The organism is Acinetobacter sp. YH12134 (assembly GCF_013418555.1).
In the GTDB taxonomy this organism is placed as follows: Bacteria; Pseudomonadota; Gammaproteobacteria; order Pseudomonadales; family Moraxellaceae; genus Acinetobacter; species Acinetobacter indicus.
The window spans coordinates 26,017-43,070 of record NZ_VPBT01000010.1 but is presented as its reverse complement, the minus strand read 5'-3'; the positions used below and the strand labels follow the sequence as shown (position 1 = coordinate 43,070).

At 39.3% G+C, this 17,054-nt stretch carries 15 protein-coding genes; all 15 read right to left on the bottom strand.

The genetic code is table 11. The features are described 5' to 3' along the window. Positions 1–3: 3 nt before the first annotated feature. On the bottom strand, positions 4–1,680 hold the full coding sequence (gene pgi / locus FTU69_RS07555; protein WP_180103673.1) for a glucose-6-phosphate isomerase: 1,677 nt from the start codon (positions 1,678–1,680) through the stop codon (positions 4–6). Further along, a complete protein-coding gene (locus FTU69_RS07550; RefSeq protein ID WP_104487822.1) occupies positions 1,680–2,936 on the bottom strand; it encodes a nucleotide sugar dehydrogenase in 1,257 nt (418 codons plus the stop codon). Before FTU69_RS07550 ends, pgi begins: the two co-directional genes overlap by 1 nt. A gap of 18 nt (positions 2,937–2,954) precedes the next feature. After that, positions 2,955–3,830, bottom strand: coding sequence for a UTP--glucose-1-phosphate uridylyltransferase GalU (gene galU, locus FTU69_RS07545; protein WP_180103672.1), 876 nt, complete (start codon positions 3,828–3,830; stop codon positions 2,955–2,957). Between the two features lie 24 nt (positions 3,831–3,854). Further along, entirely contained in the window at positions 3,855–5,729 is a 1,875-nt protein-coding gene (locus tag FTU69_RS07540; protein ID WP_180103671.1) for a nucleoside-diphosphate sugar epimerase/dehydratase, read from the bottom strand. A 43-nt stretch (positions 5,730–5,772) separates the two neighbouring features. Beyond that, positions 5,773–6,303 (bottom strand): acetyltransferase, encoded by a 531-nt coding sequence (locus FTU69_RS07535; protein WP_156188687.1) that lies wholly within the window; start codon positions 6,301–6,303, stop codon positions 5,773–5,775. Further along, on the bottom strand, positions 6,296–7,309 hold the full coding sequence (locus FTU69_RS07530; protein WP_180103670.1) for a glycosyltransferase family 4 protein: 1,014 nt from the start codon (positions 7,307–7,309) through the stop codon (positions 6,296–6,298). The genes FTU69_RS07535 and FTU69_RS07530 overlap by 8 nt, the downstream gene beginning before the upstream one ends. A 7-nt stretch (positions 7,310–7,316) precedes the next feature. Beyond that, positions 7,317–8,261, bottom strand: coding sequence for an NAD-dependent epimerase/dehydratase family protein (locus FTU69_RS07525; protein WP_180103669.1), 945 nt, complete (start codon positions 8,259–8,261; stop codon positions 7,317–7,319). Between the two features lie 29 nt (positions 8,262–8,290). Further along, on the bottom strand, positions 8,291–9,526 hold the full coding sequence (locus FTU69_RS07520) for a glycosyltransferase family 4 protein (RefSeq protein WP_180103668.1): 1,236 nt from the start codon (positions 9,524–9,526) through the stop codon (positions 8,291–8,293). A 6-nt stretch (positions 9,527–9,532) separates the two neighbouring features. Then, a complete protein-coding gene (gene wecB, locus FTU69_RS07515; RefSeq protein ID WP_218946415.1) occupies positions 9,533–10,603 on the bottom strand; it encodes a non-hydrolyzing UDP-N-acetylglucosamine 2-epimerase in 1,071 nt (356 codons plus the stop codon). A gap of 5 nt (positions 10,604–10,608) precedes the next feature. Next, positions 10,609–11,712, bottom strand: a complete 1,104-nt coding sequence (locus tag FTU69_RS07510) for a glycosyltransferase (protein ID WP_180103667.1) — start codon at positions 11,710–11,712, stop codon at positions 10,609–10,611. 9 nt (positions 11,713–11,721) lie between these two features. After that, entirely contained in the window at positions 11,722–12,801 is a 1,080-nt protein-coding gene (locus tag FTU69_RS07505; RefSeq protein ID WP_180103666.1) for a hypothetical protein, read from the bottom strand. Then, positions 12,798–13,979: an O-antigen ligase gene (locus FTU69_RS07500; RefSeq protein WP_180103665.1), complete on the bottom strand. Its 1,182-nt coding sequence runs from the start codon at positions 13,977–13,979 to the stop codon at positions 12,798–12,800. The genes FTU69_RS07505 and FTU69_RS07500 overlap by 4 nt, the downstream gene beginning before the upstream one ends. Before the next feature lie 120 nt (positions 13,980–14,099). Continuing rightward, positions 14,100–15,377 (bottom strand): oligosaccharide flippase family protein, encoded by a 1,278-nt coding sequence (locus tag FTU69_RS07495; RefSeq protein ID WP_180103664.1) that lies wholly within the window; start codon positions 15,375–15,377, stop codon positions 14,100–14,102. A 3-nt stretch (positions 15,378–15,380) separates the two neighbouring features. After that, positions 15,381–16,466 (bottom strand): DegT/DnrJ/EryC1/StrS aminotransferase family protein, encoded by a 1,086-nt coding sequence (locus FTU69_RS07490; protein ID WP_180103663.1) that lies wholly within the window; start codon positions 16,464–16,466, stop codon positions 15,381–15,383. After that, a complete protein-coding gene (wbpD, locus tag FTU69_RS07485; protein WP_180103662.1) occupies positions 16,463–17,050 on the bottom strand; it encodes a UDP-2-acetamido-3-amino-2,3-dideoxy-D-glucuronate N-acetyltransferase in 588 nt (195 codons plus the stop codon). Before wbpD ends, FTU69_RS07490 begins: the two co-directional genes overlap by 4 nt. Positions 17,051–17,054 lie beyond the last annotated feature (4 nt).

The following is a 17,054-nucleotide window of genomic DNA, read 5'->3' as shown; positions in this document are numbered from 1 at the left end:
TAATTATATTCCCTTGTCACTTTTCGCCTGGTCAAGCAAAATTTGAATTAAACCCTGTGTCGAAGCATCCAGTGCCGATACATCCTGCTGCTGGCCATTTAAAATTGGCAACAGCTGATTGGCAATTTCCTTGCCCTTTTCTACGCCCCACTGATCAAAGGGGTTAATATTCCAGATCACCGACTGGACAAAGACCTTATGCTCATACAAGGCAATCAGCATGCCCAAGCTATACGGATTCAGTTCCTGGATTAAAAAGGTTGAACTCGGCTGATTACCGGCATATTGCTTATACGGTGGCAGACTGGCCAGCTCGGCCTGATCCAGTGCCTGATTGCCAAAAGCCAGTAAGCGCGATTGCGCCAGACAGTTAGACAGCGCCAGATGGTGCTGTTCGACCAGCGCCTCTGCACTTTCGGCATAGGTAAACTGGTTGGCATTGTAGCGTTTGATTGGGGCAATAAAATCACAGCTGACCGCCTGTGTGCCCTGATGCAGCAGCTGATAAAACGCATGCTGGGCATTCGGTCCTACTTCACCCCAGACAATTGGGCAGGTATCCAGTTCGACTGCGTCACCACTGCGCTGAATCGATTTACCATTCGATTCCATTTCCAGCTGCTGCAGATAAGAGGCAAAATATTTTAAGCGGCCATCATAAGGTAAAACCGCATGGGTCTGAATATCCAGAAAATTATTGTTCCAGATACCCAATAAGCCCATCAACACCGGAATATTCTGTGCAAAGGGCGCCGTCTGGAAATGCTGATCCACCGCGTAGGCCCCGGCCAGAAAGGCTTTAAAACCTTCCACCCCGATAATCAGCGCAATCGGCAAGCCGATACAGGACCAGAGTGAATAACGGCCACCCACCCAATCCCACAGCAGGAACTGGTTTTCTGGCGCAATGCCCCATGCGGTCATTTTATCGGGCTTGGTCGATACCCCAACAAAATGATGCTGTAATACGCGTGCCTGTTTGCCCAAGGCTTTTTCCAGCCATAAACGGACGGTTTGTGCATTGGACAAGGTATCAATGGTGCCAAAAGATTTAGAGGAAATAATAAACAGCGTGGTTTCCGGACGCAGCTTATGCAGTAAATCTGAGAGCTGGCTGCCATCCATGGTCGAAACGAAATGCACGCTCAGTGGCTTGGCACTTGGATGTTTAAAATCGGACAGCGCCTGAGTTGCCATTAAAGGTCCCAGATCAGAACCGCCGACGCCAATATTGACCACATCCTGAATTACTTCACCGGTGGCACCGCGGCACTGCCCGGCATGAATTTTTTCTACCAGCTGATACATACGCTGTAGCTGGGTCTGCACCTGCTCAGCCAGTTCCGGATGAGTACTGCCCTGTTCCGGCAAACGCAGCGCCCAATGCATGGCTGCACGCTGTTCGGTATAGTTAATCGTATCGGTGGAAAACAGGGTGTTGATCCAGCCCGATAAGTCATGTGCCTCAGCAAAGCGAATCAGCTGCGCCAGTACTTCGGCATCGATCCGCTGCTTGCTATAATCGAAAACCAGCGATTTTAAACGTACGGAGAAGTGCTCGAAACGCTGCACATCCTGTGCAAATAAATCGGTTAAATGGCGCTGTTCAAACTGATTTTTTAAAGTCTGTAACTGTAATAACAGTGAATCACGCGTATGTAGCGCTGCTGAACTGCTCATTAGCGTCCTACTCCCATATAGGCAAAGCCTTGCGCTTTGACAAACTGCGGATCATAGATATTACGGCCATCTAAAATTAACGGATGCTGCATACTGTTGAGCAGGGTTTTATAGTCCGGACTCCAGTAATGTTTCCATGCGGTTAACAGGCACAGCGCATGGCTGTCTTTGACGGCTTCATACTGGTCCTGACACAAGATCAGGTCATCGCGTTCGCCATACAATGCCTGAATTTCTGGCAAGGCCTGCGGATCGTGTAATTTAACCGTGAGCCCTTGCGCCCAGAGTGCCTTGAGCATGGCGTGAATCGGTGAATGGTGCACGCGTGAAGTATTTTCCTTAAAGGCCGCGCCCCAGATGGCAATGGTTTTGCCTTTTAAATCGCCCTGATAATAGTTCCACAGTTTGCGAAACAGCAGTTCTTTTTGCTGCTCGTTAATTTCCCAGACCTGGGCCAAAAGCTGGCTCTTCACCCCGGTGGTTGAAACCGTATTGGCTAGGGTTAAAACATCATGCGAGAAGTTTTCTCCGCCAAAACCGGCGCCCGGATACATATAGGACGCGCCAATCCGGCTATCGGCGGCCATGCCCTGACGCACATGTTCAATATCAATGCCGAGTTTTTCTGCCACCACAGCCAAGTCATTGATATAACTGATCCGGGTCGCCAGCATGCCCGAAATACTCAGCTTGGTAAATTCCGCATCCAGCACCGGCATAAACAGGTATTGCTGCTTGCGTGGAAATAGTGGACGTAAAAACTCCTGCACTTTACTCTGTACCTGCGGATTCATACAGCCCACAGTCAACTGTTCCGCCTGGGTAATACTGGCTAGCGCATTGCCTTCCTGGCTCATATCCGGCAAATACACCCAGTCATCTTCAGGCAGCAGCTGTTTCAGTCGTGCCGTACCCTGCAAGCCAAGGGTTGAAGCATTGATCATCAGTTTCGGATGAATGATCGGACGCTGCTGGAGCTGCTGCAACAGTTCAATCAGCAGCGGCTCTTCTGCCGGATTCAGGCTAAACAGATAAACATCCATCTCCAGACCCAGCTCTTTCAGGCTACAGTAATGCAGGAAACCTTGCGCATGTTGCTGCTGCAGCAGGCGATTGACCGCCTCATCCTGAAAATCAGGTGCTTCCGGGCTATCTTGCTCGAAAATGTCACACCAATAGACCTTGTGCCCACATTCTGCCAACAGCGCCGCCATCACTCCGGCATAAAGCGTTCGACCAAAAACTGCAACCTTCATGCTGACCTCTGCCCCGTATTAGTCTTTAAGTTCCTGAATCAACTGTTTAAATGCTTCACCTAAACTTGGATGGTCCACTCCGTAATACAAGACGGCCTTTAAATAGCCCAGTTTGCTGCCACAATCAAAGGTCTGACCTTTCATGCGGTAGGCTTCGACGGTTTCCAGCTGCTGTAATGCGGCAATGGCATCGGTCAGCTGAATTTCATTCCCGGCCCCTTTTGGCGTGGTGGCCAATAGCTGCATAATTTTGGCCGGCAATACATAACGCCCGATTACGGAAAGATTAGAAGGTGCAGTACCGACCGCTGGTTTCTCGACAATGCCCTGCATTTCCGCACTCTGGCCCTCTGCAGGGGCAGCGGCAACATCCACAATGCCATACTGATCGACCAGATGCGCCGGCACAGCTTCGACCATAATCTGCGCTGCTTGGGTGGCATTAAAACGTTCAATCATTAAAGCCAGATCATTTTTTTCTGCCTGATCTTTGACCAGTACATCTGGCAGTAACACGGCAAAAGCATCATCACCGACAATATCTTTGGCACACAGTACTGCATGACCCAGGCCCAGCGGCTGTGGCTGACGCACACTGACCACGCTGACCTGCGGCGGTAAAATTTCGGTAATTTCTTTTAGCAAATCCCACTTTTGCTTCTGCTCTAATGTGGTTTCTAGCTCAAAGTTACGGTCAAAGTAGTTTTCAATTGATGCTTTGGAAGAATGCGTGACCAGAATAATCTGTTCAATACCGGCAGCAACCGCTTCACGCACCACATATTCAATCGCTGGACGATCGACCACCGTCACCATTTCTTTGGGAATAGATTTACTGGCCGGTAAAAAACGGGTACCCAAACCTGCAACAGGTAAAATCGCCTTCTTAATCATCTGCTTTGACCTAATCTCAATATTTTAATTTACTTTGACTTCTTTACCACGTTGATAGCCATCAACATAGTGCTCCAGCTGGCTTAATGCCCAATCAATATCCGATTGCACGGCAGTTAAATCATTGAAGCGTTCAAACACCTGCAATAACTCATCCAGAGGATACATTTTTTCATAAGAACGTAAAATCCGGCTGTGTTGCGTCACTTCGGTATTATCGGCATCAATCAGTAATTCTTCGTAAAGTTTTTCACCAGGACGTAAACCGGAGTACTGGATTTCAATATCGCCGTCCTGACTATCGGCTTCACGAACTTTCAGGCCACTCAGCGCAATCATCTGACGGGCCAGATCCTGAATCCGTACCGGCTCGCCCATATCCAGCAGGAACACATCGCCACCATGACCCAAGGCACCGGCTTGAATCACCAGCTGTGAGGCTTCGGGAATGGTCATAAAGAAACGGGTCACATCCGGATGGGTCACAGTAATCGGGCCGCCTTTGGCAATCTGCTGTTTAAATAATGGCACCACAGAACCCGATGAACCAAGCACGTTCCCAAAACGTACAATACTGATCTGGGTCTGGTCCTGCGCTTCCGCCATGGCCTGACAATACAGCTCGGCCATACGTTTTGATGCACCCATGACATTGGTCGGACGTACCGCTTTGTCGGTCGAAATCAGCACAAAGGTTTCAACCCCATTTTTCACCGCAGCATTCAGACTAAAAGCGGTACCAATTGCATTATTTTTCAGACCAGCAATCGGGTTACATTCTACCAATGGTACATGCTTATACGCCGCCGCATGATAGACCGTCTGCACTGCATACTGTTCAATAATCCGTTCCAGTTTGGCCTGATCAAGAACCGTACCCAGAATCGGGATAATTTCGACATTGGACGCCAGACGCAGTTCTTTATCAATGCTGTACAGGGCAAATTCGGTCAGCTCATAAATCACCAGTTTCTGTGGCTGGTTTTTAATAATCTGGCGGCATAATTCAGAACCAATTGAACCACCAGCACCCGTGACCATCACCACTTTGTCTTTAATATTTTTTTCCAGCAGCTCTGCCACAGGCGGCACCGGATCACGGCCCAGCAAGTCAATAATATCGACTTCCTGAATATCGGAGACGCGGATTTCACCATCCACCAGTTTGGTCAGGCCCGGAATTTCAGTAATTTTTAAATGTGCCGGTTCCAGAAATTTAACGATTTCACTTTTGCGGCTACGCCCTACAGAGGGTAAGGCAATTAAAATTTCATCAATGCGCAATTTGCCAAAACATTTAAGTGCTGTTTCCGGCAGATAGACATCAATGCCACCAATATTCTGTCCGCTTAAGGACGGATTATCATCAATAAAGAAAATGGGTAAATGTTCATTGGAACGGGTTAAAGTCGCAGCGACCTGCTGGCCGGCATTGCCTGCCCCATAAATCGCGATGCGTTTTTTCGGTACGCCCGCCTGCACATAAGAACGGACAATAAAACGGATGATCCCACGGCTAAACCACACCCAGGCGAACATCATAAAGCCGAACATCAGTGGAATAGAAGTTGGAATAAAAGCATCTGTTAAATAGGCCAAGGCATAGAGTCCCACCACTGCCAGGAAAGTCGCCAGGCCCAGTTTGACCATAAACACTTCATTGTAGGTACGTACAATAAAGCGATACACCCCGAACACAAACAGCAGGATAACCGCAATTGCACTGACCCACAGTGAACCAAACGGAATATTCGGCACCACCTCTGCACCAAGGTCAAACTGACGAATGGCATAACACAGCCAGATTAGGACTGGAAATACACAGAAATCCAGAATGACCAGAAAAGCCAATTTGGCAGCACGGGGGGATTCGACGAGAGGAATAACGATGGATTTCATATAATTTTCAATAAGTCATATCTTAATTTAAAAGAATTTGTTATTAAGATTTATGTCCAATACGGGTCCCCACCTCTAAAAAAGAGCCAGACGGAATTCTCTGTCCGCCTGCGATGTTTACACCAACACTTAAATGACTAAAGTGTTCGATCACCACATCATGATCTAGCAAGGTCCCAATATTAAGAAGCACACCATCTTGAATAATCGTATTCGTGCCAATTATACACCCTGCCATAATACTTACCCCCTGACCAATTTGAGCAGAAGGTGAAATTACAGCCTGTGGATGTATGATAGTGGCGAGTGGTATTGATAAATCAAGCAGTAATTGTTGCCATTTTTGTCGTATTTGGTTATTTCCAACCGCAACAATTGCCTCCACATTTTCTTGCTGAAGCTGAGACAAGTTTTGAATATTTGAGATAATTGAATATTGGCCTACTTGTTTTTGCTCAGGCCAGCGGTCATCCACAAAGTAAATTTGCTGCCATTGTGCAGATAACGCTGCTACTTCAGCAATGGATTGACCAAAGCCCCCTGCCCCCAGAATTAGCAGATTTTTTTTAGGCATCTGGATGTCCTGCTTTTAGTTTTATTGCTATTAATATAAGCGGTAAATAGGCCACCAATACCATAAATTCCGGATAAGCCAATGGCTGGGTAACGGTATAATAGGCTAGTGGCAATAACCACAATAGGTTAATCGCGGCTACCGCCAATGTCACAGGTGTATGACTCCCCCATTTGCGAGACAGGATTTGATAACTATGGCTACGATGGGCATCATACATTTTATAGCCGCTCAGCACGCGCTTAATAAGGGTATAAGTAGCATCCACCACAAACACCCCTAAACAAATAATCCATGCACAAAACAGGGCTAAATTTTCTTTGAGGGCGATGAGCGCCAAAATACCCAAAGTGAGACCGAGAAATCCGCTACAGGCATCACCCATAAAAATTTTAGCTTTGGGAAAGTTCCATAATAGAAAACCAAATACACAGGCGGCCAATAACCACAGGATATCTGAATTAATTGAGGTATTTAGTATAGCGTATAAAATTGCCATACTGACTGTGGTGGTGATGGCCTCAACACTGGCAATACCGTTAATGCCATCCATAAAGTTATATAGATTCAGCAACCATACCAAAAACAGTACAGCAATAATATTGGCAATAAAGCCCAGCTCTAAACTATTAAAAACGGTCACTTCAGCAAAACCACCCAAGCTCATCACCACGCCAATCGCCACTAAAAAATGTATGGCTAAGCGCAGCATGGAATTGATATGGCCATGGTCATCTAAAAAGCCCAGCAAAGCGATAACAAAACCCGCTGCCATAAGAGTTAAGCCAATATGTAGCGTCAATTGTTGGTTATAGATCAACACCGCCAGCGCCAACAAGTAGCTACATACGACTGCAACACCACCACCACGTGGCGTAGGTACACTGTGAGAGCTACGTTCATTGGGGTTGTCTATTATATTTTTCTTGATGGCATAATGACGCATGTAGCCTGTGAATAGTAATGTCAGTATAAAAAATACGATGCTCAGTGCAAAAATTGACATGCGTAAATTACTCTTTCAATTTTAAATAATTTTGACCCGCTTGCAGCATCGCTTGCTGGGTACTCAATGGTGCTGTCCAACCCAACAACTTCTGAGCTTTGGTGGTATCGACTTCTAGTGACTCAAATAACTGCTCATAGAGCTTGGATTTGCCAATACATGCTGCGCCTAGTTTCATAAGCGGTTGCGGAATATAAATAAAACGTGCGGGTTTTCCCATGCCCTGCTTTAAGTATTGCACCAGCTCACGTGTAGAAATAGGAGTTTGATCTGCGACTAGAAATGTTTGATTGGCTGCATTTGGATGTTCGATACAGGTTTGAATAAAGTCTACCAAGTTTTCTAGTGCGACAAAACTACGTTTGTTTTGTGTACGTGCAAAGGGTAAAGGTAGATTGGTTGCGACTAATTTGAGTAAACGAGCAAAGTTACCTGGCGCATGAGCTGCATAAACCAAGGGGGGACGAATAATCACTAATTCTGTGTCTGATCCAGCAAATAGTTTTTTAAGTGCTTGTTCTGCTTCTAGCTTGGAAACAGCATAATCTGCATGGGGTTGAGGTGCAGCATCTTCTGTAAATGGCTGCTGTAAGGTCACCGCACCATTGACACCAATAGAGCTCATAAAAATAAAGCGTTTTACTTTTTTGTCCAAAGCCTGACGCGCCAGTTGCAAAGTGCCCTCTACATTAACTTTGCGAAATTCTACTAATGGGTCTATAGTTTGATCATTTAAAATATGAGCACGGCCTGCTAAATGGATAACAACATCAATATCTTCAGACCATTGTATTGAGAAAATGTCATTCCCAACTAGTTGACGGACATCATTATGTAGTGTCTTTACCGCTTTTCTTGATAAGACGATTAACTCCAAGCTTCTATTTTGGTGTAGTTTTTGTATTAATGTTTGCCCTACAAAGCCAGAGGCACCTGTTACTAAAATTCTCATATTCTCTCAGCCCACGACCTCTAATTAACTTAGTAATTAAACATAACTTTTTCTAATTTTTTAGCCAATGAACTGTAGTCATGCCATTCTTCAACATACTTTCTGCCATTTAGCCCTATTTGTTTACGCTCTATATCAGTCAATGAAGCTAATTGCTGAATTGCCTGTACTAATTCATTAGAGTTTTCTGGTTTAATCTCATATCCAGCTTTAGCATCTAGAACTGGCTTGTATGCACCTGAATCAATAGCGTAAATAATCGGTTTTGCAGCATAAAAATAGTCAAATAATTTATTAGGGGAAACACCATATTTAAATAAAGGATCGTCTTTTAAACCAATATAGCAAACATCAAATCGACTAAGCATACTTGGTATTTGAGTCTTCGGAATAGGATCAAGTATCAAAACATTATCTAAATGTTCATCAATGATGCGCTGTTGTAGAACAGCCTTATATTCCCCTTTTCCAACAATAACAAATAGATAATTAGGATCATTCTTTAAAGCATATGCCGCATCGAGTAGATTTTGTAAACAATTAGCGATTCCTATACTACCCGTATAACCAACTACAAATCTATCTTGAGGAATTTTTGCATTTATTTCGACATCAAGTTCTTGACACTGTACCCCCTCACTTGGCGAAACCCCATTTGGAATCCAATGAAATTTCTTAGGATCAAGACCTCGGGATACCATATGTACTACTGAGTTTTTTAAGTTAGAGATAACCTTATCAGACTTTCTGTACGCTCTATCTTCTACCCATTGTAAAAAACGTACAAAGGGGTGTGATGATGATACTCCACCAATTTCAATTAAGCTTAATGGCCAAATATCACGCACTTCAAAAAATAGTGGTACTTTGTTTTTAAGTGCTAGTCTTTCCGCTCCTAAAAAACCAACTAGACTTAATGATGAGTAAAGAATGACATCGGGTTTATGAGGAATGATCTTATTTAACTTTGTAATTTTATAGGCAAATTCGAACCAATTAAGCACTCGACGTTTACTTGTAGATTTTTCATACTCTGGAACTTTGAGCCAAACAAATTTAAAATTTTCATTAAATGTATCAATACGATAATTTCCATCAAATGAAACAGGATTGCTTTGACTATGCGCATAAGATGCAGCAATCACATAAACACGATAACCCAGTTTGGATAACTCCTCAGCTAGATAATAATGTCTTCCAATAAAACCTGTTTCTGGAGTTGATGCGTACTGGTTAATCATCCAAATTGTTTTTTGTTGGCTCATAAGTCTTTAAATACTCGCTAATACATTGGCAATATTTTGCGATGCTTTACCGCCGCCGTATAAATTCGAAGGATCTTCAATGGTTTTATTTAACATAGCTTGTGTGAAATCAATAATTTTTTGAGTATCTGCACCCGCAAGCACATTCACACCATTTTCAATTAACTCGACCCATTCGGTTTGGTCACGCATGGTAATACATGGTTTTTTGAAGAAAAATGCTTCTTTTTGTACACCACCACTATCAGAAACTACAGCATTACAATGCTTTAACAACCAGATCATCTCTAAATAACCCACAGGCTCCAAAACTAACATCTCAAGCTTTAAACCTAAAGATTTCACAACTTTTTGTGTACGTGGATGTAAAGGTAGTACAACTGGTAAAATATTTTTATGAATGTAATTCAGCGCATCCACAATTGCTTTTAAGCGTACAGGATCATCGGTATTTTCTGCGCGATGCAATGTAGCAACAATAAAATTACTTTCAGGTACAGCTTTAAGTGCTTCACCTTTTACTGCACGCTCAGCAAAAAACATTGATGAATCTTGCATCACATCGCCCACATTTAAAACCTGAACTGGTTTAGACTCAAAACCTTCATTTTTCAAGTTTTTAACAGCAGTTTCAGTTGGACAAAATAAAATATCACTCACCTGATCAGTTAAAATACGGTTAATTTCCTCTGGCATACGCATATTAAAACTACGTAAACCTGCTTCAATATGCGCAACAGGAATATGTAGTTTAGAGGCAGCTAAAGCACCTGCTAGAGTTGAATTGGTATCACCATAAACCATTAAACGATCTGGTTTTGACTCTAAGCAAATTTTTTCAATCGCTTCAAGCATACGACCAGTCATAGAACCGTGGCTACCGCTATTAATATCTAATTGGTAATGAGGCTTTGGAATACCTAGTTGGTCAAAGAAAATATTAGACATGTTTGCATCAAAATGCTGACCGGTATGAATAATCTCTTCAGACAAACCCGCTGTTTTTTCAATCGCAGCTGATACTACACTCGCTTTAATAAATTGTGGGCGCGCGCCAATTACTGTAAGAATTTTCATACTAATTACCTTACTTTAAAATTTTTTAATGTATTCCGATAAACATCTAACATTTTGTTTGCACACGATTGCCATGAGAAATTTGAGTGTGCAAATTGTTTAGCTTCTACAGACATAGCTTGCCTAAGTTCAGTATTCAAAATCAGGTTTTTAATAGCATTTGCCGCTTGTTGCGGATTTTCACTATCTACAATAAAACCTGTTTTCCCATTTTGCACAACTTCAGGTAAGCCACCTACATTTGATACAATGACAGGAACACCCATAGCTTGAGCTTCAACCACAGCAACACCAAAGCTTTCTTGCCGACTCAGTGCAACATATATATCTAAGCGATTTAATTCTGCTGGAACTTCTTCATGAGACACAGATCCAGTAAAATGTGTTAGATGATCTATTCCCAATTCGACAGCAAGCTTTTTAAGTTCATCCATATCTGTCCCACCACCAACGATTCTAAAATTTAATTGGTTAGCAATTTGAGGAAATTCAATTTTTATATCTTTATAAACGATTGATAAAGCATTTAATAAGATATCTATACCATATACATGTTTAAGCGTTTTAATCGTACCAATACAAATCGTTTTAACATTCGCATTTTTATCAAAACAAATAGGGTTAAATTTTTCTAGATTTACACCAAAAGGCGTAATCTCAATTTTTTTATGGCCGTCTACAAATTGCTGAGTTTGTTTAGCCATGCTTAGGCTGGTAGATGCTATAACATCCGCACTGTTGAGATTTTGCTGAAGTAATTTTTTATGAAAAAATGAACGATAAGGAAACTCGAAGACATCGCTTCCCCAAACAGAAAGTACGTATGGGTGAAAGTTGGCTAAACGCGCAGTCGCACCATAACCACTGGCATAGTGAACATTTAAGATATCTGGTTTAATTTCTTTTAACAGTTTTTTTAATGCAAAAACATTAAAAAAATAACCCATAAAACCTTTAAATGGCAAAGTATGAATAGTAATCTGCTGGGGAAAATCTTGACTAGCTGAATGTTGAGACACAACATGTACATCAATCCCTGAATTAGCTAAATATTTCGCCCATTGAATAGTATGAATACTATTTGCACTTGAAAGAATAACTAATTTCATATTCTACCTTCAACTATTTAAATCGCGTATAACTTGTTTAGCTCGACTTATCCAACTCTCATTTTTTTTTATCTCAATTACCTTTTCGGTCCTATCTCTAATAATAGAAGGATTTAAATTTGATATTAAATCTATGAATGCTTGAACATTATAATCAATTGACCACCCTATATTATTTTGCTCAACAAAATCACCAGTCCATGTTTTTTTACAGCAAATTATTGGTTTATTTCTACCAATATATTCAAATAACTTAAATGGGACTGCAAAATCCCAGTAATCTTTTGGCTCAACAAAAATCAATGCTATATGTGATACATTATATAACTCATCAAGTTCCTCACCACTTTCATGTACTATTTTAATATTTTCTGGGATAACAGTATATTTATCCTTGATTTTTTTCCAATCAGCCTCTCGAGTACAAATCGTTAAATTAACTTTAGGAATTAAAATCATAGCTTCGAACAATTTATTTAATTTATAATTCTCGCCTACGCCACCTACATATAGTAAATTTAAAATATTATCCAGAGGAGTAATATTTTGATAAGAACTTAAATCATGTGCAGGTGGAAGAGCTTTAAATTTCGTTTCATCAATATAATCAATGTATTTTCCCATTTGCATTGAAGGCAGATAAAAAACGTCCACTAATTCATTATATTTTTTTAAATCAAAATAATAGAAAAATAAAGCTAATTGCTTTTTATACCAAGAAAGCCCTACACCATAATGATCAAACTTCCAATGTATATCTCTATAAAAAAGACCAATTTTAATATTTTTATTTTTCAAGAATTGAAAAAAATCGAAATCAAGAAATGGTCTCAATGGTAAATGATGTTGATCTGTTAATGCTGTAGGCATAGTAGAACTTTCTGAATAAACAAAAATATAGCTAAAACCATTTTTTATTTTCTCTTTTATTTTTTTTATTGCTATACTTCTTTCATTTGAATAACCTACAACTAAATCAACATTATATCCTAGAGATTGGAAAGCATTTAGCATTTTAATTGGCCTAATACCACTTGCAGATTTTGCATTATAATCTAATGGAAATGGGCAATGAAAAATAATATTCATAATTTATTAATCTCTTTTTTTTCAGATAAACTATTACCAATTATATATGATATTAAGCATAAAACAGGCACACTCATTGCTAAATTATTCTGCAACAAAGTAACTTCAAAGTTTTGGATTAAAATCAAATAAATAAATAAGCCATTTGCATAGTAAATATTTCTGTTATATTTGCCCTTTAGTATAAAATTCCAAAACTTTACATAAAAAACAAATACCAAAAAAACACCAAAATAACCAATTTGTAAAGCTGTATGTAAATAAAAATTATGACTAGAAAAGGTATAAAAACCGATATCGCTTAAATTTACCCCTCCACCCCATCCCAAATATGGATGTTGTTGAGTTAAATTTAAAACGTAAGGCCAAACTTCATTACGACCAGAAAGTAAATTTTTACCAGTATATCCCCTAACCAGTTCATTATAGCTTGTTAGATCCAAATAGGCCATAAAATAAATAACAGCTATAGCAAAAACAATAAGTAAAAAAATTATTGATATATATAATTTTTTACTAGCGTAAAAATAATAACCAAAATAAATAAAAGCACATGAAGAAATATATGCAAGTAATGAAGTCCTCGATGAACTTATATAAACAAAAAACAAACCTATTAAAAAAATTAGAAACTTAAATTTTTTTCCTCCTAAATAGATTAAGCTTAAGAATAGCAAGGCTGTATACATACCAAATGCATTTGGATTTAAGAAAAAGGACTGATAATTACTAAATCCCGGATTAATAAAATAATAAATTACAATTAATATTAGAATAATCGAAAGTAAATAGTATAACTTATTTCTTAAAGTGCTACCATAATCAATCAAACCAACCTTATAAAAATAAGACATGGCAAAAAAAATTAAAAAAATTAAAAAAGAACGTTGCAATGAAATAATAGGATTAATAGAAAAAAAAGTATTTATAAAATAAACAAGCCCTATACATAACAATGGCAATAATGAAAATAAAATATTTTTATTGATTTTTAAAAAAACTCTAAAATTAAAAATTGATATAAATAATATTACGATTAATGAAGTCAGTAAGAAAAAATCTCCCATTAATTTTAAAAAATTAGAATTCACGACTTTTAAAAATGATAAAAAAAGCATTAACATTAAAGTCGTACTTAAATTTATTAAACCTATATTTGGTGCAATTATACCTTTCATAAAAAAATCTTTTCAAAAAATATTTGGGTTTTAAAAAAATTACATCTAAATAATATTTTGATATCTATAAATTTCGCTAAAAAATTAAATTTAAACATAATTTACATTCATTTAATTGAATTAATCATTAAAATCCAACCTCTTCAAATTCAGCAAAATAACTATAAGATATAAAAAATAAAACAAAAAACCTGAAATAACATACCAAGCCAAGGAATAATAGCGCCAAGCTAATATCACCAAGAAAAGAATAATTACTCTAATAATAAAACCAAAGATTTGAAGAAATAATGCCAGTTTTTGTTTAGATATAATATGTAGCGACATTGAAACTGGTGATGATAATATTTGCATAAAATACCATGGCAACATAGCTAAAATATATAAGCCAACATCATTCCAGTTTTTACCAAATATATACCCAAAAATATATGGTGATATCAAAGCTAACAATAGAAAAGGAATTATTGTGATTTTTAAAATTTTAAATATTACGTTTTTTGTATATGAATATAACGTATTACTCTCGAAGTGACTACTTGCATTTGCTAAATATACTTGTGAGAATGCAGAGCCAATTAACCCCATTGGCACACCTAAAACCTTCATAGCAAGCATTAAATACCCAACTGTTGGCCCAATTATATAACTCGCCAAAAGAATCAAAGGTAGTTGAATTGCACTCACATTAGCCAATGCTTCAAAAGTAGAATACTTGGGAAAATTGCTATACTTTGCAAATGTCGCTTTTAATGGACTGCTTTTAACAACAGCTAAATCCTTTTTAGCACTCACGGCTAACTTAACAAGTCCACCAGAGAAATTTAAAAGCTGCCCAACAATCAACCCACCAAACCCAACAGAAAACATACCACCAGCTAAACTTACAGCATTTCCAGATATAGCTTGTGTCATGCGAGTTTTAGCAATATCTTTAAATCTTTTATGTCGTGTTGCCCAAAACTGTAGAGCAGAGTAAAACCCTGATACAAATACACCAAGTGGAATTAACCAAATCCAGTAAGATAGCTGATCAATTATTTTATAATGTTGTATGTATGGATAACTTATAAAAAGTACTACATAAAGAATTATGCTAAAAATTGTATTACTTAAAAAAGACAAAAATAATAAAGCCTTTCCATCATTTTCATTTTCTGGAATAGGAATGGCTATATCAAATCTTAAACAAGAAACCACAGCTAAAATAGAAACAATAGCAACATAAACACCTAAAACAGAATAGTCTTCTGGTGTATATAAACGGGTTAATATTGGTAAACACAAAAAACCAATTAACTGAGCAAAAGCAGTACCTCCAACCAACACTGATACCGCTTTTAAAAAGCCCCCTTGTGCATTTAACTTTGCATTAACTTTATCAAGAAGGCTTTTCACAACTTATTTACTCAAAAGTGCCACAACAATCTTTTCTTGAGCTTCTACAGTCAAGTAAGGATGCATTGGCAAACTCATTACACGTTCAGCAATTGCATCACCCACAGGTAAGCTTACATTCGCATTAGCAACTGCTGGCTGCTTATTCAATGGAATTGGGTAATGTACCGCTGTAGGAATACCCTGCTCTTTCAGCTTCGCTTGCACATCATCACGGTTTTCAACTTGAATGGTATATTGCGCCCAAGCACTTTGGTTATGTGCTTCAATACATGGAGTCGTATCTATACCCGCTTCATTAAACAGTTTGGTATAGGTTTCTGCAACACGCTGACGCGCCTGCATTTCATCATCCAAAATTTCAAGTTTTGGCAAAAGAATCGCAGCCTGCAATGTGTCCAAACGGCTATTCATACCTACACGAATGTGATGATAACGGCGGTCTTGCCCATGACGTGCAATTTGGCGAATCACTTTTGCTAGTTCTTCATCATTGGTAAAGATCGCTCCACCATCTCCATAGCAGCCTAAAGGCTTACTTGGGAAAAAGCTAGTGCATGCTACGGTACTTAAATTACAACTTTTACGACCTTTATATGTTGCCCCAAAGCTTTGCGCAGCATCTTCAATGACAGGAATATTATACTTCGCGGCAATTTCATTAATTGCATCAAAATCTGCACATTGCCCATATAAACTGACAGGAATAATAGCTTTAGTACGTGGTGTAATGGCTGCTTCTAATTGTTCAACATCCAGATTATAGGTTTTTGGATTTACATCTACATAAACAGGTTTTGCCCCCAATATAGCCACTGTTTCAGCCGTTGCAATATAGGTAAATCCTGGAGTAATCACTTCATCGCCTGGCCCAATACCAAATGCCATTTGGGCAATTTGTAAAGCATCAGTACCATTGGCACAGGTAATACAATATTTTGCACCCACATAAGCAGCAAGTTTTTCTTCTAACTCTTTAACTTCTGGGCCTAAAATATACTGACCATGTGCTAAAACACGCTGAATACCGGCATCAATTTCAGTTCTAATACGTGATTGCTGTGCTTTTAAATCAATAAATTCAATCATGCGGCAGCCTGCTCTTTTGTTACAACCTTACCATTTAGTCGGTAAATTGCCCCAGTATGCTCACATGCAACTTGTGCTTCACCCTCTAACGGTAAATCCAATTGTTCACCAAATTCACTCATCCAGCCAATTTGTTTTGCAGGTACACCTACCATCAGGGCATAAGCAGGTACATCTTTATTTACTACAGCACCCGCACCTACAAATGAATACTCACCAATCGTAACACCGCAAACAATAGTGCAATTAGCACCCAATGTTGCACCCTTTTTCACAAGCGTATTACGGTATTCATCTTTACGTTCAATGAGTGAGCGAGGGTTATATACATTGGTAAATACCATGCTCGGCCCACAAAACACCCCTTCTTCAAGGGTGACATTGTCATAAACCGACACATTATTTTGTACTTTGCAATAGTCGCCAATTACGACCTTATTGCCCACAAAAACATTCTGCCCCAATGAAACGCCACGGCCAATTTTTGCACCACCACATACATGTACAAAATGCCAGACTCGTGAACCATCACCAATTTGTGCACCTGCATCTACAATGGCGCTTTCGTGTTGATAAAAACTCATCGTC